The organism is Aerococcus sp. HMSC23C02, assembly GCF_001806805.1.
Classification (GTDB): Bacteria; Bacillota; Bacilli; order Lactobacillales; family Aerococcaceae; genus Aerococcus; species Aerococcus sanguinicola.
The window spans coordinates 101670-123953 of record NZ_KV786039.1 but is presented as its reverse complement, the minus strand read 5'-3'; the positions used below and the strand labels follow the sequence as shown (position 1 = coordinate 123953).

Genomic DNA, 22284 nt, shown 5'->3' with positions numbered 1-22284 from the left:
TGCTGAAGTCACTCCCTTTCTGCCTTTGCGAACCTGACTACAAAAGGTGTGAGGGAGCACGATTACTCTCCCCAAGCATAGACGAAGAAACTAGCAAGACACTGTTTAGCCTTGCTAGTTTTTTAATTATTGAGAGCAACATCGATTTTTAGGGATTTCTTTGCGAGCAGAGGCTTCCTTGGAGGCTTTGTGTACTCCTAGTTTTGAATAGAGGCCTTATTCAAAAGTTACTCTGCACCTAGTTCTAAATTAATCCTGTATTTGAAAGTTAAGGCCTGGCTACTTTCGAATAGAAGTGCCATTTGAAAGTTTGTGTACTTCTACTTTCAAATAGAGTTAGCATTCAAAAGCTCTACCGCTCCTACTTCCAAATTAAGCGCCTATTCGAAAGTCCATGTCCAAGGCCCTATACTCAAGAATTTTATTAGCAGGTCATTGTCCCTCAATGTCCAGACAGAAGGAAGCGGAGCGACTAGCGCCCTTATTCCAGCATTTCCCTAGCCGGCAGCCCAGGGAAATGTTATAATGAAAACGCTAACATATTTAAGAGGAGTGATGGGATGAAAACAATGGCATTATTAATTAACCCGATTGCTGGTATGGGTGGTCGGGCTGGCTTGAAGGGGACGGATGGGGCCGATATCTTGCAGCGGGCTCTAGACCTGGGCGCCCAACCGGAAGCGGAGCTCAAGGCTGGCAAGGCCCTAGACCAATTGGCGGCTGTTGATGCCCCGGTGAAAGTTCTGGTGGCTGCTGGCGCCATGGGTGAAAATGCGGTCAAGGCAGCAGGTCTCGACTATGAGGTCATCTATGAACCGAGCGGAAAGGCAGCCTTGGAGACTCAAAAGTCTGATACAGAAGCCTTCCTGGATGCCGCCAAAGCTGCCCAACCGGACCTCCTTGTCTTTGTGGGGGGCGATGGGACAGCCCGGGATGTCTGCCGGAAGATTGGTTTGGACATCCCAGCTCTCGGCGTTCCAGCAGGGGTTAAAATCTACTCCGCTGTCTATGCCAATTCCCCAGAGTCTGCCGGTCGCTTACTGGCGGAATGGGCCCAGGACAGCCCCATGGACTACCATGAAACTGAGGTCTTGGACCTGGACGAAGCTGGTTTCCGCCAGGATGAGGTGGATATTCAAGTCTTCGGTTACCTCCGCGTGCCCCAGCACAGTCAATTCATGCAGAACTTGAAATCGGCCAGTCCCCAGTCGGACGAGGCGGCCCAGGAATCTATCGCCCTGGATGTTTTGGACCATATGGATGACGACGCCATGTACTTGATTGGCTCAGGGACCTCCACCCGCCATATCATGGACGAATTGGGTCTAGATGTGACGGTCCTCGGGGTAGATATCATCAAGAACCGCCAGCTCCTCGTTAAGGATGCCAATGAGCAGGAGATCTTGGATACCATTGAAGGGGAAGAAGATGTCCGCCTGATCGTGACGCCAATGGGTGGCCAGGGCTATATCCTCGGCCGGGGCAACCAGCAGCTCTCCAAGCGGGTCCTCGCCCACATCGACAAGGATAAGCTAAGCATTGTCGCCACCCCAAGTAAGATCATGACCATCGGCACCAACCCCTTCCTCATCTACACCATGGATGACGCCATCGATGAGAAGTTCACCGGCTACTACAAGGTCACCACCGGCTACGGCCAGTACTCCATGCACAAGGTCGAAGCCATGAAGTAAAAAATACCAGTAAAAAGCCCCAGCTTTCTCCTAGGCTTGGCAAGCTTGCTTGTCGAGCTAGGGAGGGGGCTTTTTGATTTGGAATGATTTGTGGCTCAAGCGAGTAAAAATAGCATCAGCCCACCGCAAGCTCCAGAGTCTTCTCAAAGTTGAAAAGTTTGTGTTAGGATAAATAGAGAATGATGAAATCCCAAGCGCTTGTTAAGGAGGACGCCAATGAACCCAAGAGAATTACTCGATGCTTTATCAGTGGCTGCCAAGTTAAAGGACACGACCCGGCATTGTTACACAGAGGAGGGCCGGCATGAGAGTGTGGCTGAGCACTCCTGGATGATGACCCTGATGGCTTTTCTTTTGATGGAGGAATTCCCCCAGGCGGATATGCATAAGGTGATTCAAATGTGTATCATCCATGACCTGGGCGAGTGCTTCACGGGAGATATTCCGACCTTTGACAAGGGGGAAGCGGACGAGGTCAAGGAGCAGGACTTGCTGAAGAATTGGGTGAATTCTCTTCCTGATGATACCGCACAAAAAATGACGGCCCTATACCGTGAGATGGAAGAGCGCACGACGCTTGAAGCGAAGATCTATAAGGCCATCGATAGCCAGGAAGCCCTGATCCAGCATAACCTGTCCGACCTAGATACCTGGACTGACTTTGAGAAGTCCTTCAACCTGACCTATGCCGACGACAAGGTTCAGTTCTCTGACTACATGACCCAGCTCCGGGAAGAAATCCGCAAAGATACCCAGGCTAAGTTAGCGGATGAGTAAATAATGAGTTAGATAAAAAATGTCTAATATAATATAGGTTTAGGCAATATTGCTTGAAAGCGCTTGTAATTTTTGTTACTTTAAACATGTAGCTAGCCCCCTTGGACAAGAAAGGAGCACTATATGTATAAAAAGAAGTTTTTAGCCTCAACTGCAGTCGCCCTTTTACTTTCACCCATTGCTTTAAGCTCTGGCTCTAATATTGTACAAGCTTCCCAAGTTGAAGAGGAAACTGTACAAACGCAGGAGCAAACTATAGTGACTTTTACGAACCAAGACATTGTTAATTCTGCTCAAGAAGCCTATCGATCTGGTCAGATTGATAAAGAAACATATGATTATGTTTATGCGACTTTGAATCCTACTTCAAGAGCAACCACACGTGGAGAGAATAAGATCGTTGATTTAGGAAATGGCCAGTTTGATGTCTATATGAATAGCTTAGTTGTTACAACTTTAGTTGGTACGGGGGTAGCAGCTGCTGGTGCTATACTTGCACCAGTAATTGGACCGGCATTAGTAGGTATTGGAATTAGTACGACAGCTCAAAATTTCGTAGGAACTATTTTAACTTTTGTTTTAGGGAGTGTGACGGAGGATGCACTAAGTAATGGAGCCATCGTGCGTGCCCAATATATTGAAGGGGCTCCTGCTGAATATGGCCCACTGGTAAGCCCAATCAGTATTCGCTCACAATAAGAAAGGACAGGTAACATGGTTAACTGGTTCAGTATATTTATCTTTGTCCTTTCGGCTTCACTAACTTTCGCTTTTATTGAGTGGATCAAGAAGAAATATCTGTACGAAGATAAGGACCAAGACCAAGGAAGAGACGATGAGGAAAAAGACAATCATTAAATGTTAACAATGATACAAGTAGATTAAGTTTAGCTCGAAGGTCAATCAATGGATTTATCTTCGAGTTATTTTTTCTAAGTTAGGGGATTAAGAAATGATAGCTGATATCAGGTAGATATAGACAATATCACTTGCAAGCGTCTATTATTCTTGTTAACTTTGACATGTAAACATGCCACGATATCAGGCTAAGAGAGGGCTTCCCATGCTGAATAAAATCCACCAATTCTTTTACAAACTACCTGACCTTGTAAAGTTCTTTTACATTACCGTTTTAACTTCCGCTACATTAGATTATTTATTCGAAGATGGCTTAACCGTCTTTAAAGTTATTGTCATTCTGGCAATGACTATCTTTAATTGCCTGATCATATTTAAGCCAAAAGAAAAATAATTTGCTTGCCCAATAGCTAACAGTTATCTTTAGTTAATACACTAACACAATAAAATCGAAGCTTATTGTTTTGACAAATTGTGCTAGTGAGCATCCGTTCCGCTTTTAAATTTGGCCCTTGAAAAGCCATGGCACCGGCTCGAGCCAAGGGCTCTCGCCTAGCGAGCTTCAAAGGGCTAGTAAGGCTAACGCCAACTATCCCTAATTCACATCGCTTGCTTAGTCATGGCTAAGGGCCAACTTCAAAGCTCTACTCCTGCTCAAAATAATCAGTATAGTTTTTGGATTACTAGTCATTAATACTGAGAATTAGAGAAGTTTAAATTTTAGAAAGTATAGGCTATAAAATTTATCATAGCTTTCTTTAAATATGAAAGTCCTTGTCTTCTGTTAATTAGTGCTATATTAAAGCAAAAGAAAAAGTTGAGATCCTAGCTCAAGCTAGTTTCTCAACTTTTTTCTTATCTTCTAATACCGTCCAAAGGCTTCTCGAATGGCTTGGGGGTCCTGGGTCTGGGTCAAGAGAAGGGTCAACAAGATCTTGGCCTTGCTTGGGGGGAGGCTGCCGGAGGGGATGAAGGGCATGCCCTCGTCGACACTGCTTTCGTAGACGGTTAGGCCGTTTGCCACCCGGGAGCTGCGGACCATAGGGGGGAGCTGATCTTCTTGGGACTTGATGTAGTCGCACCAGTCCTGGCTGATATTGCCGGTCCCTACCCCAGCGAGGACGATGCCGTCTGCGTGGTCCTTGAAGAAGTCCAGGATGTCTGCTGAGGCACCCACATGGTAGTAGGCGATGTCCACCCGGGGGAGCTGGTCGATGCCGCTTAGGTCGATCCGAGGACTGGGCTTGGTGGGGCGCTGGAGGAAGTAGGCCTGGTCTTCGCGCAGGTAGCCCAGGCAGCCCAGGTTCCGGCTGTCGAAGGCTTGGGGGCGGAAGTTGCTGGTCTTTTGGACATCGCGCCCAGAGTAGATGCCGTCGGAGAAGGCAACCAAGGCTCCCATGCCCACTGCTTGGTCGCTAGCGGCTAGGCAGATGGCCTGGTAGAGGTTCATGGGGCCGTCTGCACTGGCAGCCGTGGCGGGGCGCATGGCTCCGGTCAGGACGATGGGCTTGTCTGAAGGGGCGGTGAGATGGAGGAAGTAGGCCGTTTCCTCCAGGGTGTCGGTCCCATGGCTGATGACGACACCATCGACGCTTTCATCGGCCAAGACCGCTTGCACGCGCTGGCCCAGTTGGAGGAGCTGGGCATTGGACAGGGACTCGCTGGCTACCGAGAAGATCTGCTCATAGGTCAGGTCGGCTATGCCATCCAGGCTCGGTAGTCCCTCCAGCAATTGGCTGGCATCGAAGGCTCCCGCTTGGTAGGATGTGGTCTTGCCAGCCTCACCCGCCGCTGAGATAGTGCCACCGGTCCCGATAACGTGAATTCTTTTGATCATAGAAAGCTCCTTTCTGGGGTCTTTTTTCCTTAATTAAAGGCCACAGCGGTAGAAAAGTCAATAGCTGTCAGCTGAACTTGTACAAAAGGCCAGTAGATGTCAAGCTCAGCAGCCAAAACTGTCAAGATTATTGCAAATTTTGCAAGAAAAGGACAAAATGATCAAAAAGGCTTATTTTATCACTTGGACATGCTATAATGACCCTAAATGAAAGGAATAGAGGAGGACGTCTGAATGGGAGAATGGACTGTTGAAATCGAATTTTACCGCTTGCGGAAGGCGCCTGGAGATGAGGAAAAGGCCCAGTCCTTGGAGTGCCTGGAGCGGGCCTGGGCCCTGGAGATTGTGTCGGCACATGAGCGCTACCTGGACCAGGCCCTAGAGCTATGGCCGGAGAACTTAGATGCTCTGATGTTGCGCTTGGAGCGGATTCCCCTGCCTGCCCGGCTCCTCTACCTGGAGGCGCTGGCCCAGGAACACAAGGGGACTTATCTGAAGGAAGCTAGGCTCTCCTATGCCAATCTTGCTCAGCGGCCCTATCTCCGTTTGCTCCACGAGATTGGCTCGCTCTATACGGAGATGGGGCGCTATCCTTTGGCGGCTCAGCTCTATGACATCTTGCTCCGGGCAGGGATGACTGAGCGTTTTGAATTTAAGCGGGAGCTCCTGATTCTCTACTACCATATGGGGGACTGGGAAGGGATGGTCCAAGTTTACCCAGAGATAGCGGCGGACGAGATCCATGAGATCATCCTCCTACCTTGTCTTCTACTCGCTTACCGGACCGACCACTTGCTCTGGGTGGATTATTTCTGGCAGGAACTCAACCGCCTCAACTCGGACTTGGTCGACTTCTTCAGCCAGGATAACTGGCCCATCGAAGACATTGTGGACCTCGAAATGACCCCCCGCCATCTAGTCGATTACCTGACCAAGCACGACTACCAGACCCTGATCTTGGCGGCTAACCCCATCCTGCCTAGTCTCTTGTCTGATGACTACAGTTATAAGTTCTTCAAGGAAAAGGCCAAAGCCAAACCAGCTCAAAGCTTGACCTTGGCTGACCTGGAAGAGGACCAGAACTTAGCGGAAAGCCTCAATCTCTACCACCTGTATAATGCCGGGGATGATGACGGCGAGAGCTTCCGCAACCAGGCCTATTCCGCCTTTCTTTTCGAAAGGGGCGAAGCGCATGGCCAAGAAGCTGGACCAGAAGTGGCGGCTTGGTGGCTTGAACAAGTGCTCGGTGAGAAGGGCGCTGCCTTGTTGGCAGAAGCAGGCTATGCGAGCTTCCAAGCCCTGGCCCAAGCTGACGCCAATGACCTCCTCGCCATCAAGGGCATCGAATCCGGCATGATAGCCCGCCTCAGACAATGGGGACTGCCTATCTAAGGGCTCAATTGGAAAGCCATGCCGCTAATCAAATAACTGAGATCCTGTTGACCGCAGGATCTTTTTGTTTTGCCGTGTCATCAAGCCCCTGTAAAGCTTAAGATCCTTTAAAATATTGTTTACTTTGCCTGGCGCTTTTGCTATGATTAGAAGACAGTGGGAAAAATTAAAAAATACTCATATTTTCCACCCCGGTGGTTTTTTTAATTATAGGAGGATTGCTTATGACAAGTGAGCAGAAAAAGAAAAAATTAGGCCTTGTGCCGCGACTGATTATTGCTATTATTTTAGGGATTATTGCCGGACAATTATCCTTTATTCCGGAATGGTTCCTGCGTGCCTTTATCACCTTCTCCGCCATCTTCTCTAGTTTCCTGAACTTCGTGATTCCTTTTATGATCATTGGTTTAGTGATCAAGGGGATTGCTGACTTGAGTGATGGGGCTGGGCGTCTGTTGGGGATTACCGCACTGACTTCCTATATTTCGACCTTGATCGCGGGGTCCATCGCCTATACCACCGCTATTACCCTCTTTCCTCACTTCATCACGGATGACTTAGTCCAGAAGCTGAATGAGGCAGGGGAGGGTCTGACCCCTATCTTTGAAATTCCCTTGGAGCCCTTCTTCGATGTGACAGGTGCTATTATTTTTGCCTTCATGATGGGGCTAGGGATTTCTTGGTTACGGCAAAAAGGCCAGGGCGAGGCCCTCTATGAAGTTTTTAGCGACTTTGGTGAAGTGATCACCCAGGTCTTAGCGACAGTGGTGATTCCCTTACTTCCTATTTATATCTTCGGGAACTTCGCCAACTTATCCTACACCGGCTCGGTCTTCACGATTCTGGGTGTCTTCTGGAAGGTCTTCATTGTGGTGATTATTCTTCACCTGCTCTATATCAGCGCTATGTTCGTGGTAGCTGGTCTCTATGCGGGTAAGAATCCGATCCAATTGATCAAGAACCAGATTCCAGGCTATATTACAGCCGTTGGGACCCAGTCATCAGCAGCAACCATTCCGGTCAATATTGAATGTGCCGAGAAGAATGGGGTGTCTGAAGATATCCGGAACTTTGTGGTGCCGCTCTGTGCGACCATCCACTTGGCCGGGTCGATGATCACCATTACTTGCTGTTCCATGACCCTCTTGCTGATGTATGATATGCCTCATCCTTTCTCGATGATGCTTGGCTTTATCATGATGCTGGGAGTCGCCATGGTCGCTGCGCCAGGAGCGCCAGGTGGAGCCATTATGTCGGCCTTGCCTTTCCTGCCAATGGTTGGGATTGTTTCAGACTCTATGCAGCAGCTGATGATTTCTCTCTATATTACCCAAGATAGTTTCGGAACAGCCGCCAATGTGTCGGGTGACAATGCCATTGCGGTCTTCATCGATAAGTTACACCAAGACAAGAAGTAAAATACTTTCCCACTGAAGAGCTCGATTTTGCCGGGCTCTTTTTTAATTGCATTTACAGAACATGTGTTCTATAATAGATGGGAACACATGTTCTGTAGGAGGGAGTATTATGGAAGTTCATGATGATTATGTTTTTGACTATGACAAGGAACCGCGCCGGGAGATTCTCTGCATTGACTGCAAGTCCTTTTATGCTTCTGTGGAGGCGGTAGACCGCGGCTTAGATCCTTTAACCGCTAAGTTAGTCGTGATGTCTTATCCAGCAGATGGCCCTAGGCAAAGAGCTTCGGGCTTGATCCTAGCCTCGTCACCAGCTGCCAAGCAAGCCTATGGGATTTCCAATGTGTCCCGGGCCGGGGACCTGCCCTATCCTTATCCCGATGACCTCTATATTGTGCCCCCGCGCATGCGCTATTATATGGAGAAAAACCAGGAGATTAACCAGATCTATCGGTCTTTTGTGGCGGCGGAGGACCATGCTGTCTACAGCATCGATGAGAGCTTTCTGGATATCAGTGCTTCCATGCGCCTCTTTAAGCAGGCGACAGCGGGTGATTTTGCAGCTATGGTCCAGCGGGCGGTCTATGAAGGAACCGGCATCTATGTGACGGTCGGTATCGGGGACAATCCTTTATTAGCCAAGCTGGCCTTGGATAATGCGGCTAAACATCAGAAAAATATGCGGGCGGAGTGGCGCTATGAAGATGTGCCCCAGACTCTCTGGCAAATGGACGGCCTGACGGACTTTTGGGGGATCGGTAAGCGGATGGCCCGCAAGCTCCAGGCCCTGGGCATCCAGTCCATTTACGACCTAGCCCACAGCAATCCCTATCTGCTCCGCGATAAATTTGGTCGGCTAGGCGAGCAGCTCTATGCCCACAGCTGGGGGATCGACCGGTCTTTTATCGAACCCCTCAAGCCGCCGGAGACTAAGAGCCTGGGTAACCATCAAATCTTGCCCCGCGATTATGACCAGGCTGGCGAGATCCTGACTGTGGTCAAGGAGATGGGTGAGCAGCTGGCCACGCGTTTGCGCCGGGAGGGCTATAAGGCGCAGGGCCTGACCTTGGTCCTGGGCTATTCCAAGGGCTACTGTTCGCCGGATGGGAAGACCTTTCGCCGGGCTTCGGGTCGACTCTTGGCCAGCCAGCGCCGGTCTGAGCTTCTTCCCGTCCTCGAGCGCTTATTTGCTCAAATTTACCAGGGGCAAGTGGTTCGAAATATCGGCGTTTCGGCCTTTGACCTGGAGGAAGCGGGCTGTGAGCAGCTGTCCCTCTTCGCCGCTGATCCCAAGACGGATGCTCTGGAAGCAGTCATCGATAAGATCCGTCAGAAGTATGGCTTTAAGAGCCTGGTCCCCGCTACCTCGCTATGTTCCGGTGCCCGCGCTATCGCACGGTCCCAGCTCGTGGGCGGACATGCAGGGGGCATGGCGGGGATCGAGGATGTGGCAACTGATGGCTAGGAGGGGCAAGCACTTTACCGATTATAATGCCTACCACGACCGCGGCTTTCACTTGAAGTGGCGGACGGCCTTTGCCTTAGATGAACTGGTCCAGAGCATTGAAGGCAATATCAAAGAAGACCAAAAAGACAATGTTAAAGAAGCTCAAATGTCTGCTCAAGCGATTAGTCAAGTCCTCTACCAGGCTTATGTTTACCGGCGCCCGGTTGAATTCCAGCTCAACCGCTATGACCGGCTGGGACGCATCTGGGACAAGCGCCAGGCTTATTTTAAGGGCTTCTGGGATGCTAGGGGGCTTTGGCTGGATGGGGACTTTTACCCCTGGGAAGACCTCCGCCACATCCGCCTCCTGCCTTATCAGAAATGGTCAAAATAAAGGTCAAAAAATGTCAATTAAAAGGTTGACCTTTCCTGACCAATAGGCTATAATAAAAGTATGCAAAGGAGTGATAAGATGAATAATATGGAAATGACAACGGCCATGCAAGAAGCCTTAGCTAATGCCCAACAGATTGCTAAGGTCCGCCAACACCAAGAGATTACCGTTGCACATTTATTCAAAGCCATGGTAGAGCCAGGCAACTTCGCATACAATTTCTATCAACGTTTAAACATCGATATGAATGCTTTAGAAGCTGAATTAGACCGTGAACTCGATAAAATTGCAAGTGTCAAAGGGGACAATGTCCAATATGGTCAAGCCATTTCAAGAGGCCTCGCCGAATTGATTCAAAAGGCTCAAGAGCTTGCCAGCGAAAGAGGGGATGACTACCTCTCAACAGAAGTCGTCCTCTATGCGATCTTTGACTTGACTTATTTAGAGCTCAGTCAGTGGCTCAACCGCGTATCCAGTAAAGAGGCTGCCCAAGCCTTGATCGATGACTTAAGAAAGGGTGATCGTGTGACTTCCAAGAATGCAGAAGAAAACTACGAAGCATTAGAAAAATATGGGGCCGACCTGACCCAACTTGCCCGGGAAGGGAAGATGGATCCAATCATTGGTCGGAACGAAGAAATCCGTGATGTGATTCGGATTCTCTCGCGTAAAACCAAGAATAATCCTGTCCTAATCGGGGAACCAGGGGTCGGGAAGACCGCCATTATTGAAGGCCTCGCCCAAAGAATTGTCAAAGGGGACGTCCCTAGCAACTTAAAAGATAAGAAACTGATCTCCCTCGATATGGGGGCGTTGATTGCAGGAGCCAAGTATCGGGGTGAATTCGAAGAACGGCTGAAGGCTGTTTTAAATGATGTGAAAGCTTCTGATGGAGAAATTATCCTCTTCATCGATGAAATCCACATGATTGTTGGGGCTGGGAAGACAGAAGGCTCTATGGATGCCGGCAACTTGCTGAAGCCTATGTTAGCCCGGGGTGAATTGCACTGCATCGGAGCCACGACCCTGGACGAATACCGGGAATACATGGAAACCGATAAGGCCCTGGAACGCCGCTTCCAAAGAGTCTTGGTTAAGGAACCAACTGTGGAAGATACTATCTCCATCCTGCGTGGCTTGAGCGAAAGTTTTGAAAACCACCACCATGTCAAGGTCCACGACCAAGCCTTAGTGGCAGCAGCCCAGTTATCGGACCGCTACATTACCGACCGCTACCTGCCAGACAAGGCCATTGACCTGGTCGACGAAGCCTGTGCTGAGATCCGGGTTGAGATGAATTCAATCCCAACTGAATTGGATATGCAACGCCGCCGTCTCCTCCAATTAGAGATTGAAGAAGAAGCCCTCAAGGAAGAAGAGGATGACTTTTCTAAGCAAAGATTGGCTGAACTCCAGGAAGAATTGGCTGAAGTTCGGGAAAAAACCAACCAGTTAACCATGGAATGGGAAAACGAAAAAGAAGGGCTCAAGAAGATCCAAGACAAACGTCAAGAATTGGATGATGCCAAGCGGCAATTAGAAATCGCCCAACAAAATTATGACCTGGAAAAGGCAGCTACCCTCCAACACGGGACCATCCCAGCCTTAGAAAAAGAACTGAGCCAGATGGAAGCTGACTATGCTGAGGACATGGAAGGCCGGTCCAGCCTAGTCCAAGAAGCCGTCACGGAAGAACAAATTTCTGAAGTGGTTTCTCGTCAAACCGGCATCCCTGTGTCGAAATTGGCTGAAAGTGAACGGCAAAAATTCCTCGACCTAGATGGCCGCCTCCACCAACGCGTGATTGGTCAAGATGAAGCCGTGGATACCGTCAGCAACGCTGTTCTCCGCTCACGGGCCGGCATTCAAGATCCTGACCGCCCACTCGGTTCCTTCCTCTTCCTAGGACCAACTGGGGTCGGGAAGACCGAACTGGCCAAGGCCTTGGCTGAACAAATGTTTGACAGCGAAGACAACATTGTCCGCATCGACATGAGTGAATACATGGAAAAAGCTAATGTCTCCCGCTTAGTCGGTGCCGCACCAGGCTATATCGGTTACGAAGAAGGGGGCCAATTAACCGAAGCTGTCCGCCGCCACCCTTACTCTGTCGTTCTTTTAGACGAAATCGAAAAGGCCCATCCGGATGTTTACAACATCCTCTTACAAATTCTAGATGATGGCCGCTTGACTGATGGTCAAGGTCGGACCGTCGACTTCAAGAACACCATTATCATCATGACCTCTAACCTGGGATCCGACATCCTGCTAGAAGATAGCGAATCAGGCCATGATGAAATTTCTGAAGAAGCTCGTGATCAAGTCAAAGACCGCCTCCACAGCTACTTTAAACCTGAATTCTTGAACCGGATTGATGACATTATCTTCTTCAGTCCACTGTCTAAAGACAATATGACTGGCATTGTGGCTAAGCTCTTGGAACAACTCAACCAACGCTTAGCTGATCAAAACATCCACCTCGACTACAGCCAAGAGGTCTTACAATGGATTGCTGATGAAGCCTATGAACCTCAATTCGGGGCTCGTCCACTGCGTCGTTTCATCACCAACCATATCGAAACCCCACTGGCCCGGGCAATTATTGCCGGCGATATCCAATCGGGTCAAGCCGTGCAAATTAAAGAAAAAGACGACCAAGTTAGCTTTGAAGTCGAATAAGCTTAATGGTGCTAGGGAGCATTCGTTCCGCTTTTGAATTTGGTCGTTAAAAAGCCATGGCACCGGTTCGGGCCAAGGGCCCTCACCTAGCAAGCTTCAAAGGGCTAGTACGGCTAGCGCCTACTATCCCTAATTCACACCGCTTGCTAGGTCATGGCTAACGACCAACTTCAACGCTCCACTACTGCTCATAGCTGGGATGGCTTAACTAGTTGTTAGTAAATCATTAGCTTTAAATATTAAAAGCTGTAACCTGCGATAAGAGAGCGTGGCAGAAGTCAATAGTGACTTTTGCCACGCTCTTTTATTTATCTTTCCTCTGTGGCCTTGAATTTGTTGTGTCAACCTACACTCAGAGGGACTGATTGAGCCTTGGGTGCTAGTGATCCACACTTAGGGCTTTTGTTTGAGTGTTAGGTGGTATCAACCCACACTGAGGCCCTCTATTTGAATGTTGGTTCTTGCCAAGCCACACTTCAGAGCTCTTTTTGTGTGTTAAATACTAGCAAGCCACACTCATAGCCTTGGATTAAAAGTTGGAGACTTATCAAAGATTAAGTGACCTTTCTATACACCCTACTCGCGCTCCCTCACACCCTGTAGTCGGGTTCGCAGTTGCAGACTTGAAGTGACTTCACCCAATCGGAACGATCGGCTAAAGCCGCTCTTTTCCGTTTGGGCTCCAGTCATTCAAGTCTGGACGCAACTGCTCACACCCTAAGAGTATATTCTTTTTGTTTTCTTTGGGATACTGGTAAGATAGGGTTAAAGGAATGTCTTATAATTAAGAGAGGTGGTTTCTATGGAGAAGCAGTCTTTAGTTGAAGTAGTCAGACAATTGCGAAAAGAGATTCAGGAGGAGGGACAGGCTCTCTATGCGAGTTGGGAGCCTCAGACTATCCGGGAAGATTTTCGTTCGAGTGCTAAAAATCTGGCGGCCTATGCGGTGATGCGGCGGAGGGACCTGCGCGAGCTTCAGGATCGTCTGGATAGACTCGGTTACCAGGGTTTTCGAGGGATTGAGGCCAATGTACTCGCGGGCCTCGACCACTTAGTCCAGGTCATCCAGGGGGAGCCGGTGGGCAACGAGGAGGCGCGCTGGGCTGAAATGGACCAAGCCAAGGCCCGCACCTTCCAGGTTTTTGGCCTAGAAGCTGGTAAGCGGGCCCAGAACCTGGTGACCTTGCCCACGGAGGCTGGTCGCGATCCCCATTATGTTAATGATTTAAGCCAGGCGGGCATGGACCTGGCCCGGATTAATTGTGCCCATGATCAGGCTAAGACCTGGCAGGCTATGGCCAAAAATATCCAAGCGGCTGGCAAAGCCAAGGGCCGCCAGCATCCCATCTACTGTGACTTAGCAGGGCCCAAAGTCCGCATCGAAGCCCTCTATACCGAGCAGCAGAATCCCCGGGTCTTTACAGCTGATACTTTCTTCATTAGCCATGTCAAGCCCTTGGAAGATTTCCAAGACCAAAACTTGGTGCTCTACACTCCTCAGCAAGACCTGATCCAATCTCTAGAAGTGGGGGACCCGGTGGTGATGTATGATGGCGACCTCCTCGCCCATGTGACCTCCCAGCACGAGGAGGGAGTTGTGGTTGAAGTCGACCGAGTGCGCAAGACCAAGGGGCAGAAGATTAAGGCGACCAAGGGGATGAACTTTCCCGGTCGAGATAGCCAGCTGCCCATTCTCACGCCTGCTGACTGCCAAGCCATGGAAGCAGTCAAGGATTTTACCCGGGGTTATAACTTTTCTTTTGTCCGCCAAGTGGAAGATATTGTAGCGATTAAGGCCCAGCTCGCTGAAGTCTACGGGGAAGATACGAGCCAACATCCGCCATTCTTTATCAAAATTGAAACCCAGTCGATCCTCGAAAATCTTTTCCAAGTCTTAGTGGAGGCTAACCGTAACCACTATGCGGGTCTGATGATTGCCCGGGGCGACTTGGCGGCTGAATTGGGCTTCTTGCGCTTGGCCAGTGTCCAAGAAGACCTGGTCGCGATCGCCCGAGCCGCCCGGATTCCGGTGATTTGGGCCACTCAAGTGATGGAGAATATGGTCAAGACTGGCATCCCCACCCGGGCTGAGATGGCCGATGTCATGTTGGCTGGCCGCTGTGACCTGGTCATGCTCAATAAGGGCGGCCACATCCAGGAAGGCATCCAACTCCTCAACCAGGTCCTAGACCAGTCGCGCTACTATATGCCAACCAGTCCCTCCCCCTTGCGTCCACTAGATTTAGATCCTGACAAAAAAGATGCCACTAGCTTTTAACTCACGAGTTTTACAAAAAAATTAGCCCTGGTGTCATTTCAAAAAATGATGGCCCAGGGCTAAAGGCTTTTGTCAGAGTCTTGGTTCTGCCTCTCGTCCTTTTTACTTGCGGGCTTGCCCGTGCTATACTAGGGGAGAAAAAAGGAAATGAAGAGGCGGTAAAGGATGAAAACTCTATATTTAATGCGACACGGCCAGACCCAATACAATGTGGAAGGCCGGATCCAGGGCTGGTGCGATTCGCCCCTAACAGAAACAGGACGCGACCAGGCCAGCCGGGTGAATGACTACCTCCAAGCAGAGGGGCTAGAAGACTGGGCCTATGTGGCAAGCTCTGACTTAAAACGAGCCCAGGACACCCTGACCCTAGCGCAGAGCCCCAGAGAAGATTTCCACTTGCTATCGGGGCTAAGAGAAGCTTGCTTCGGCCAATACGAGAAGCAGTCCCGCGACCACCTGCCCCGGGAAGACTTCAACCGCAAGATCAAGGCAGCGGGTGGGGAGACCATCCCTGAAGTCCAAGAGCGGCTGGTGCGCACCTGCACCTATATCATGGAACAAATTGAAGAAGGTGAGAAGGCCTTTGCGGTTGCTCATGGCCGTTGTATCCGCCTCTTTGCGGATTACTGGCAGGCCAAACAAGGGAAAGAAGCGGTCGGCGAAATCGCCAACTGCTCACTTTTGGTCTTTAACTACGACGGCCAAGCCTTCCAACTCAAAGAAATCATCGTCCCCTAGGGTGTGAGCAAGAGCGTTTAGACTTGAATGATTGGAGCCCAAACGGAAAAGAGCGGCTTTAGCCGATCGTTCCGATTGGGTGAAATCACTTCAAGTCTGCTCTTGCGAACCCGACTAGGGTGTGAGAGGATGCGGGAGAAAGGGAGCTCTGGAGCAAAAGACTAGAGAAGGCTGGCAGTTACATTGATAGGATGCTCGATCTGCTTAGGGTCCAATCGGCTTTTGTCACAGTCTTGGCTATGGTATACTTAGGCTAAGAAATAAACGGAGGACAAGCCATGTTAAAAAAATTCCAACCGACCTGGATGTTGGATACGATTCTACAGATTAGCCCGGACCAGGCCCGAAAGCACCAGATCAAGGCCATCATTACGGACTTAGATAATACACTCATACCTTGGAATTCCGCCCAGGTTCCGGAATACTTGAAACAGTGGGCGGAGGAGATGACCAGTTCGGGCATTGAGATCTTGATTTTGTCCAATAATAACGGCCTCCGTGTTGCCGATGTGGCCAAGCAGTTGGGGGTCCGCTATCTGGCTCCAGCCTACAAGCCGCGCTCGTCGGGTTACCTGGCAGCCCTCAAGACATTGGATATGACCAAGGAAGAGGTGGCCTTTGTGGGTGACCAGCTCCTGACCGATGTCTTTGGTGCCAACCGGGTGGGCATTCGTACCATCCTGGTCAAGCCCGTCGTTAAGACAGATGGCATGTGGACCCGGGTCAACCGCGGTGTTGAAAAACCGTTGAAATTTTTACTAGATAAATTCCATAAGAATTGGGAATGGAGGAATCAATTAGATGACAGATGAGTCATTGAAATGTATCGGATGCGGCGCTAGCATACAGACAGTTGATAAGAACCAGCGAGGCTATACGCCCAAGTCCGCCTATGAGGCTGGGCTTGAGACTGGTGAACTGTACTGCCAGCGCTGTTTTAAATTGCGCCACTACAATGAATTGCAGGGGGTGACCATGAGCCACGATGACTTCCTGGCTATCCTCAATGGGATTAGCGACGAGGATGCCTTGGTGGTGAATGTGGTGGATATTTTTGATATCTCGGGCAGCCTGATCCCTGGCCTCAAGCGCTTTGTGGGGGACAACGACCTCTTATTGGTGGCCAATAAGCTGGACCTGCTGCCTAGCTCCATCAAGGAAAGCCGCTTGACCCACTGGGTGAAAAAATACGCCCGGTCCCAGGGGCTAGTGGTGGAGGAGGTGCTCTTAACCAGCGCCCAAACTCAGCACCATGTGGATGACTTATTGGAAGAGATCGAGCGCCTGCGCAAGGGCCGCAATGTCTATGTGGTCGGTGTCAGCAATGTCGGCAAGTCAACCTTGATTAACAGTATCCTCAAGGCGACAGGGATTGCGGGTGACCTCATCACGACCAGCGTTTTCCCGGGAACGACTTTGGACTTGGTGGAAATTCCCTTCGATGAATCCTCTTATCTCATCGATACCCCGGGGATTATGGAAGACGGCCAGCTCACTTCCCAGCTGTCTGCTGAAGGGCTCAAGCAAGTCATGCCCAGGAAACGAGTTAAGGCCCGGACCTATCAAGTCAACCCTGAGCAGAGCTTCTTTATCGGAGGCTTGGTCCAGGTTGACTACCTGGCAGGGGACCGTAATAGTTTCACCTTCTACCTGAGCAATGCGCTGAAGATCCACCGCCGCAAGTTGGAAGGGGCTGAAGCCTTCTACCTTGACCATGTGGGGGAACTGTTGACCCCTACGATTGAGGGAGCTGGCGACCGGGTCCGGCGCGAGTTCCAGCTCAAGGCCGGTCAGGATTTGGTGATCTCAGGCCTGGGTTGGTTAACCGTAGCAGAGGATGCCAAGCTAGCCATTTACAGTCCTAAGGGGATCGATGTCCTCGTGCGGGAAGCCCTCATTTAAATTAAGGAGCGTGAAAGATGTTAAACAATAAAGAAAAGAAGTATCTCAAAAAGATTGCTCAAAAGGAAAAGGCCATTTTTCAGATTGGAAAGAATGGCTTGAATGATGAATTAATCAAGCAAGTGGACCAGGCCTTGGAGAAGCGGGAATTGGTTAAATTAAACATCCTCCAAAATTCCAGCGCTGAGGTCGACCAAGCAGCTGAGGAATTGGCGACTGGCTTGCGAGCAGAGATTGTCCAAACCATCGGCAAGACTTTGGTTCTCTACCGGCCTTCCCAAGAAGCCAAGAACCAAAAGCTGTCAGCTGAAGTTAAGGCTTTGGGCTAGGAGGCGAGCGTATGGGAGCGCGTGACCAACAAAGCGCTGGCCTTGCGCTAGCCAGCCAATTAGAAGAAAGGACCAAGAAGCGGCGCCGTGTGGGGATCTTGGGTGGGAGTTTTAACCCCATCCACCAGGGCCACTTAATCATTGCCGACCAGGTCTATGATAAACTTTGCCTGGACCAGGTTTACCTGATGCCCAACTACCAGGCCCCCCATGTGGACCCCAAGGCTTTTCTCGATGCAGACAAGCGCTTGGCCATGTTAGAGTTGGCAATTGCTGGCAATGAACACTTGGCCATTGAAAAGCTTGAACTCGAACGCAAGGGCAAGTCCTATAGCTTTGACACCATGGATATCCTGACCAAGCTCAACCCCGATACGGATTATTACTTCATTATTGGAGCGGATATGGTGGAATACTTGCCGACCTGGTACCGGATCGATGACTTGGTCGAGACGGTTCAATTTGTCGGGGTCAAGCGCCCGGGCTATCAACTAGAAACTGACTACCCGGTCCTCTATGTCGATGTTCCGGAAATGGCGATTTCTTCGACCCAGATCCGCCAGGCCGTTAGCCAGGGCCACAGTATCCGCTACCTTGTCCCCGAAGCTGTCAGACACTATATTGAAGAGGAGGGATTGTATCTTGACGCTTGACGAGATGACCTATCAAAAAAATTTAATTCAAGTTTCTCGAGCAGAGCTCTTGGACCGGGCCCAAGCCCGTTTGTCCAAGAAACGCTTCCGCCACCTCTTAGGGGTGGAAGAGGCAGCTGTCCAACTAGCTGACCGCTATGGTGAAGATAAGGAGCGGGCCAGTATCGCAGCCTTGCTCCATGACTATGCCAAAGAGGCGAGCTTAGACGAGCTCCAGGCCTTTGCTGACCATCCGGATTACGATCCAGATTGGCCTGAAGCGGGCAATGCCATTTGGCACGGTCCCCTTGCTGTTCTGATGGCCAAACGCGACCTGGGATTGGGCGATCGGCTGATTGAGCAAGCCGTTTGGAACCACACCCTGGGGAGTTTAGCTTGGACGGGCTTGGATAAGATTTTATATATTGCTGATTATATTGAAGCCAACCGCGACTTTCCCGGGGTCAAAGAAGCCCGCAAAGTCGCTGAAAAATCACTGGACGCTGCCGTTGACTACAAGATCCGGCACAGTTTAATGCACTTATTGGAAACAAGGAAGCCAATCCACCCACAAACGATTGCCGTTTATAACCAGTGGGTGCAAGCACATGAGGAGGATGCCTTTTAATGACAGCTAAGAATACGGAACTATTAGAATGCGTGGTAAAAGCGGCGGACGACCGTTTGGGTAAGGACATTGTTGCCTTAGATATGGCGGGTTTGACGACCTTGGCTGACTACTTCGTGATCGTAACGGCCAATAATGAGCGCCAGGTGAATGCAGTCGCCGATGCTGTGGAAGAAGCGGTTTACAAGAACGGCTTTGACGTTAAACAGGTGGAAGGCCGCCAAGCAGGCAAATGGGTCCTGCTGGATTGCCAGGATGTCATTGTCCACATCTTCCAAGCGGACGAGCGGGAACGCTATAACTTGGAAAAACTCTGGCATGAAGCCCCGCTTCTAAACCTTAACGACTGGTTGAGCTAAGATGGCCGATAAGAATTACCAAGTCTTCCAGGAGGTTTACGACCTCCTCTTCGACAAGTCCCTCTATCCGGCCTGGGCTGATTTTTGCCAGGAGGCCCTGGACCGCTACCTGCCAGGCCAAGACCATTACCGGCTCTTGGATGTGGCTTGCGGGGACGGGGAGTTTGCCTTGGAGATGCTCGATCGCGGTTTTGACGTCAGGGGCTATGACCTGTCTGAAGACATGGTAGCCCGCGCCCAAACCCGTTTGGCAGAAGCTGGTTACAAGGACCGCATCTACCAGGGGAATATGTTGGAAGACCAAGCAGAAACAGGCTATGACCTGCTGACTCTTTTCTGCGACAGCCTCTGCTACTTGGAGGGCCCAGAAGAGCTAAGCCGATGCTTCTTGGCCCAGGCCAAGGCCTTAAAAGCTGGGGGACTTTTTATCTTTGACATCCACTCGGCCTATCAGATGAACCAGGTCTATCCCGGCTACCAATATATTGAAGAATGGGATGATGCGGTCTTTACCTGGCGGAGTGAGCAAGTACGGGGCGAGGGGACCATCGACCACTTGCTAAATATCTTTGTCGAAGACCCAGAAACGGGCTATTATGAACGTCATGAGGAGCTTCACCGGGAACAGATTTTTCCTGTGTCCTGCTACCAAGACTTGCTCAAACAAGCTGGCTTTGGGGACGTGCAGGTGAGTGCTGACTTTAGCTTTGAAGCTCCCGGTCCCGAAAGTCAGCGGCTCTTTTTTACCTGTGTGAAGGAGGGTTAGGATGCGTGCCTGCGGTGTGATTGCGGAGTGGAATCCTTTCCACAATGGCCACGCTTACTTGTTAGCTGAGGCCAGGCGGGTCAGCCGAGCCGACCTGCTTGTGGCCGTGATGAGCGGCAATTACTGCCAGCGCGGGGAACCGGCTATCGCCTCGAAGTGGGACCGGGCTGGGGCGGCTTTGGCCAATGGGGCTGACCTGGTCGTGGAACTCCCGCTTTGGTGGGCTAGCCAATCGGCCGATTATTTTGCCCAAGCGGCCATTGCTTATTTGAATGCCCTGGGCTGCCAGGATATCGCTTTTGGGGTTGAGACGGCTGATTTTAGCCCTTATCTGACCTTTGCGTCCTGGCTGGCCCAACACCCTGAAGCTTTGGACCGGGCCCGGCAGACAGTCAGCCAAGATAAGGCCAGCCATGCTGACCAGGAATTAGCGGCTTGGGCCTATCTTTTGGACCAAGAAGAAGAATTGGCGGGTCTTCACTTGGATTTTGAAGACCAGTCCAATACCCTCTTGGCCATGGTCTATGCCTTAACGATTTACCGTGGTCAATTCGAGATGATGCCCCATCCTATCCAGAGGCGGGGCGATAGCCACCGGCAAGACCAGGCGGTGGACCAACACTTCGTCTCGGGAACCTATCTCAGGCAGGCGCTCCAGTCAGGGGAGCTAGGGGACCTGGCCCCTTACTTGCCGGAAGAGATGCTTTCGCGCTTGGCCCAACAGGAGACTTTTCCCAGTCTCGAAGCCCTTTATCCCTATATCCGCTACCTGCTCCTGGTTCAGGACCGAAAGACGCTGGCCCAGATCCATCTGATGGATGGGGGCATTGAAGGTCGGCTCCAAGACGCCGCCCGTCGGCACCGGAATTTAGAGGACTTCCTAACTAGCGCTCAAACGCGGTCCTGGCCCCGCTTGCGGCTCCAGCGTCTCCTTCTCATGCTGGCCCTGCAAGTTTCCAAAGGCCGACTCCAAGCCCTCCACCAGGGGTCCCAGCCCATTTTTATCCTGGCCCAGTCAGAGCCAGGACGGGCCTATTGCCGGGCCATCAAGAAACAACTTCCCGCTAATTACCGCTGGATAGGGCGGGTCAACCGTGACGTCGCCCAGACCTGGCCCGAGTGGCTAGCGGCCGACCAAATCTACAGCGACTATTTACTCCAGACAGACCGAGACGAGAACTTTGGGCGTTGGCCGATAAGCCCTTGAAAAAATAATCATAGAAAGGGAGCAAGAAGAAAAAATTGACTTGTCAAGGAAATATCATTGACAAATGCTCGATGAGTCGGTATAATTTTTCTTGTTGCTTAATGGTGGTCAATCATGAAATGGTCATTTCAAGAATTACGAATTCAGGCGCAAGATCCTCTAGCCATTGATACCAGCATCGAAATCTCCGATGAGATGCAGGAGCGTAGCGATGAGATCCTAGCCATGTCGCCCGTAAAGGTTGACGGCTTCGTGATTTATGAAGAGGCAACTGTATTGGCACAACTGCAAATAGCATTAGATGTGACGCTACCATCTTCACGATCCTTAGAGCCTGTCAATGTGTCGATGGCCTTTTCCATTAATGAGCGTTACTTGCCTAAGGGCATGGAAACAGATATCATTGATGATGAGGCGGTTCTACAAATCGAAGTTGAAGGGAATTCAGTCGATCTTACTAGAGCGATTGAAGACAACATCTTGCTCCATTTGCCGCAACAGCGCTTAACAGCTGAAGAAGCAGAGGAGCAAGAACTTCCAATGGGCAAGGACTGGGATATGATGACGGAGGATTCTTACCGCTCAAGTCTTAAGGGCGAGGAAAAAATCGATCCGCGCCTTGCAAAGCTGAAGGACTTGTTTGCTGATGAAGCGTCTGAAGATTAAATGACGATATAGGAGGTGTGAATGATGGCAGTACCAAAGCGTAAAACATCAAAAGCAAAAAAACGTTCACGTCGTACACATTATAAATTAAACGTACCAGGTATGAACGAATGCCCTAACTGCGGCGAATTACGTAAATCACATCACGTATGCCCAGCATGTGGTTACTACAACGGTAAAGATGTGATGACTGAAGAAGCAGCTGAATAAGTTGACTAGAAAGGTTGGGATCCCCAGCCTTTTTTTGTTAGGGTGTGAGGGCTGGCGGGAGAAATAGACCTCT

22 protein-coding genes are annotated in these 22284 nt (G+C 50.4%); 21 read left to right on the top strand and 1 reads right to left on the bottom strand.

The features are described 5' to 3' along the window. The first annotated feature begins 560 nt into the window (after positions 1-560). From HMPREF3090_RS00720 to HMPREF3090_RS09745, 4 genes are all read left to right on the top strand, one after another. Positions 561-1694: an ATP-NAD kinase family protein gene (locus HMPREF3090_RS00720; protein ID WP_067972147.1), complete on the top strand. Its 1134-nt coding sequence runs from the start codon at positions 561-563 to the stop codon at positions 1692-1694. Positions 1695-1910: 216 nt separating this feature from the next. Continuing rightward, positions 1911-2471: an HD domain-containing protein gene (locus HMPREF3090_RS00715; protein ID WP_067972145.1), complete on the top strand. Its 561-nt coding sequence runs from the start codon at positions 1911-1913 to the stop codon at positions 2469-2471. A 123-nt stretch (positions 2472-2594) separates the two neighbouring features. Then, positions 2595-3170 carry a hypothetical protein gene (locus HMPREF3090_RS00710; RefSeq protein WP_067972143.1) on the top strand — a complete coding sequence of 192 codons (576 nt, stop codon included), beginning with the start codon at positions 2595-2597 and terminating at the stop codon, positions 3168-3170. A gap of 15 nt (positions 3171-3185) precedes the next feature. Next, positions 3186-3329, top strand: a complete 144-nt coding sequence (locus HMPREF3090_RS09745) for a hypothetical protein (protein WP_168140239.1) — start codon at positions 3186-3188, stop codon at positions 3327-3329. An 862-nt stretch (positions 3330-4191) separates the two neighbouring features. Here HMPREF3090_RS09745 and HMPREF3090_RS00700 read toward each other — a convergent pair. Then, complete coding sequence (locus tag HMPREF3090_RS00700) at positions 4192-5166, bottom strand: asparaginase (RefSeq protein WP_067972139.1); 975 nt, start codon at positions 5164-5166, stop codon at positions 4192-4194. Positions 5167-5400: 234 nt separating this feature from the next. Here HMPREF3090_RS00700 and HMPREF3090_RS00695 point away from each other — a divergent pair, with 234 nt between their 5' ends. The 17 genes from HMPREF3090_RS00695 (at position 5401) to rpmF (ending at position 22211) form a co-directional block, all read left to right on the top strand. Then, positions 5401-6558 carry a helix-hairpin-helix domain-containing protein gene (locus HMPREF3090_RS00695; RefSeq protein ID WP_067972136.1) on the top strand — a complete coding sequence of 386 codons (1158 nt, stop codon included), beginning with the start codon at positions 5401-5403 and terminating at the stop codon, positions 6556-6558. A 224-nt stretch (positions 6559-6782) separates the two neighbouring features. Continuing rightward, positions 6783-7976, top strand: coding sequence for a dicarboxylate/amino acid:cation symporter (locus HMPREF3090_RS00690; RefSeq protein ID WP_067972133.1), 1194 nt, complete (start codon positions 6783-6785; stop codon positions 7974-7976). Between the two features lie 109 nt (positions 7977-8085). Beyond that, positions 8086-9441, top strand: coding sequence for a Y-family DNA polymerase (locus HMPREF3090_RS00685; RefSeq protein WP_067972130.1), 1356 nt, complete (start codon positions 8086-8088; stop codon positions 9439-9441). Further along, positions 9422-9817 (top strand): hypothetical protein, encoded by a 396-nt coding sequence (locus HMPREF3090_RS00680; protein WP_143485101.1) that lies wholly within the window; start codon positions 9422-9424, stop codon positions 9815-9817. Before HMPREF3090_RS00685 ends, HMPREF3090_RS00680 begins: the two co-directional genes overlap by 20 nt. A 78-nt stretch (positions 9818-9895) precedes the next feature. After that, positions 9896-12496, top strand: a complete 2601-nt coding sequence (gene clpB, locus HMPREF3090_RS00675; protein ID WP_070485709.1) for an ATP-dependent chaperone ClpB — start codon at positions 9896-9898, stop codon at positions 12494-12496. An 802-nt stretch (positions 12497-13298) separates the two neighbouring features. After that, positions 13299-14774, top strand: coding sequence for a pyruvate kinase (locus HMPREF3090_RS00670; protein WP_067972122.1), 1476 nt, complete (start codon positions 13299-13301; stop codon positions 14772-14774). Between the two features lie 165 nt (positions 14775-14939). Continuing rightward, the gene (locus tag HMPREF3090_RS00665) at positions 14940-15512 is read left to right on the top strand and encodes a histidine phosphatase family protein (RefSeq protein ID WP_067972118.1); all 573 of its coding nucleotides are present in this window, start codon (positions 14940-14942) and stop codon (positions 15510-15512) included. A 278-nt stretch (positions 15513-15790) separates the two neighbouring features. Beyond that, complete coding sequence (locus HMPREF3090_RS00660) at positions 15791-16324, top strand: YqeG family HAD IIIA-type phosphatase (RefSeq protein ID WP_067972114.1); 534 nt, start codon at positions 15791-15793, stop codon at positions 16322-16324. After that, entirely contained in the window at positions 16314-17414 is a 1101-nt protein-coding gene (gene yqeH, locus HMPREF3090_RS00655; RefSeq protein ID WP_067972111.1) for a ribosome biogenesis GTPase YqeH, read from the top strand. Before HMPREF3090_RS00660 ends, yqeH begins: the two co-directional genes overlap by 11 nt. Before the next feature lie 17 nt (positions 17415-17431). Continuing rightward, positions 17432-17743: a ribosome assembly RNA-binding protein YhbY gene (yhbY, locus tag HMPREF3090_RS00650; RefSeq protein ID WP_067972107.1), complete on the top strand. Its 312-nt coding sequence runs from the start codon at positions 17432-17434 to the stop codon at positions 17741-17743. Positions 17744-17754: 11 nt separating this feature from the next. Beyond that, on the top strand, positions 17755-18396 hold the full coding sequence (locus HMPREF3090_RS00645; protein ID WP_067972104.1) for a nicotinate-nucleotide adenylyltransferase: 642 nt from the start codon (positions 17755-17757) through the stop codon (positions 18394-18396). A gap of 4 nt (positions 18397-18400) precedes the next feature. Continuing rightward, positions 18401-19003, top strand: coding sequence for a bis(5'-nucleosyl)-tetraphosphatase (symmetrical) YqeK (gene yqeK / locus HMPREF3090_RS00640; RefSeq protein ID WP_067976500.1), 603 nt, complete (start codon positions 18401-18403; stop codon positions 19001-19003). Further along, positions 19003-19362, top strand: coding sequence for a ribosome silencing factor (gene rsfS, locus HMPREF3090_RS00635; RefSeq protein WP_067972102.1), 360 nt, complete (start codon positions 19003-19005; stop codon positions 19360-19362). Before yqeK ends, rsfS begins: the two co-directional genes overlap by 1 nt. A 1-nt stretch (position 19363) precedes the next feature. Beyond that, complete coding sequence (locus HMPREF3090_RS00630) at positions 19364-20128, top strand: class I SAM-dependent DNA methyltransferase (RefSeq protein WP_067972099.1); 765 nt, start codon at positions 19364-19366, stop codon at positions 20126-20128. 1 nt (position 20129) lies between these two features. Then, positions 20130-21335, top strand: a complete 1206-nt coding sequence (locus HMPREF3090_RS00625) for a nucleotidyltransferase family protein (protein WP_067972096.1) — start codon at positions 20130-20132, stop codon at positions 21333-21335. Between the two features lie 114 nt (positions 21336-21449). Further along, positions 21450-22001, top strand: a complete 552-nt coding sequence (locus HMPREF3090_RS00620; protein ID WP_067972093.1) for a YceD family protein — start codon at positions 21450-21452, stop codon at positions 21999-22001. A gap of 24 nt (positions 22002-22025) precedes the next feature. After that, positions 22026-22211 carry a 50S ribosomal protein L32 gene (rpmF, locus tag HMPREF3090_RS09505; RefSeq protein ID WP_083272321.1) on the top strand — a complete coding sequence of 62 codons (186 nt, stop codon included), beginning with the start codon at positions 22026-22028 and terminating at the stop codon, positions 22209-22211. The last annotated feature ends 73 nt before the right edge of the window (positions 22212-22284 follow it).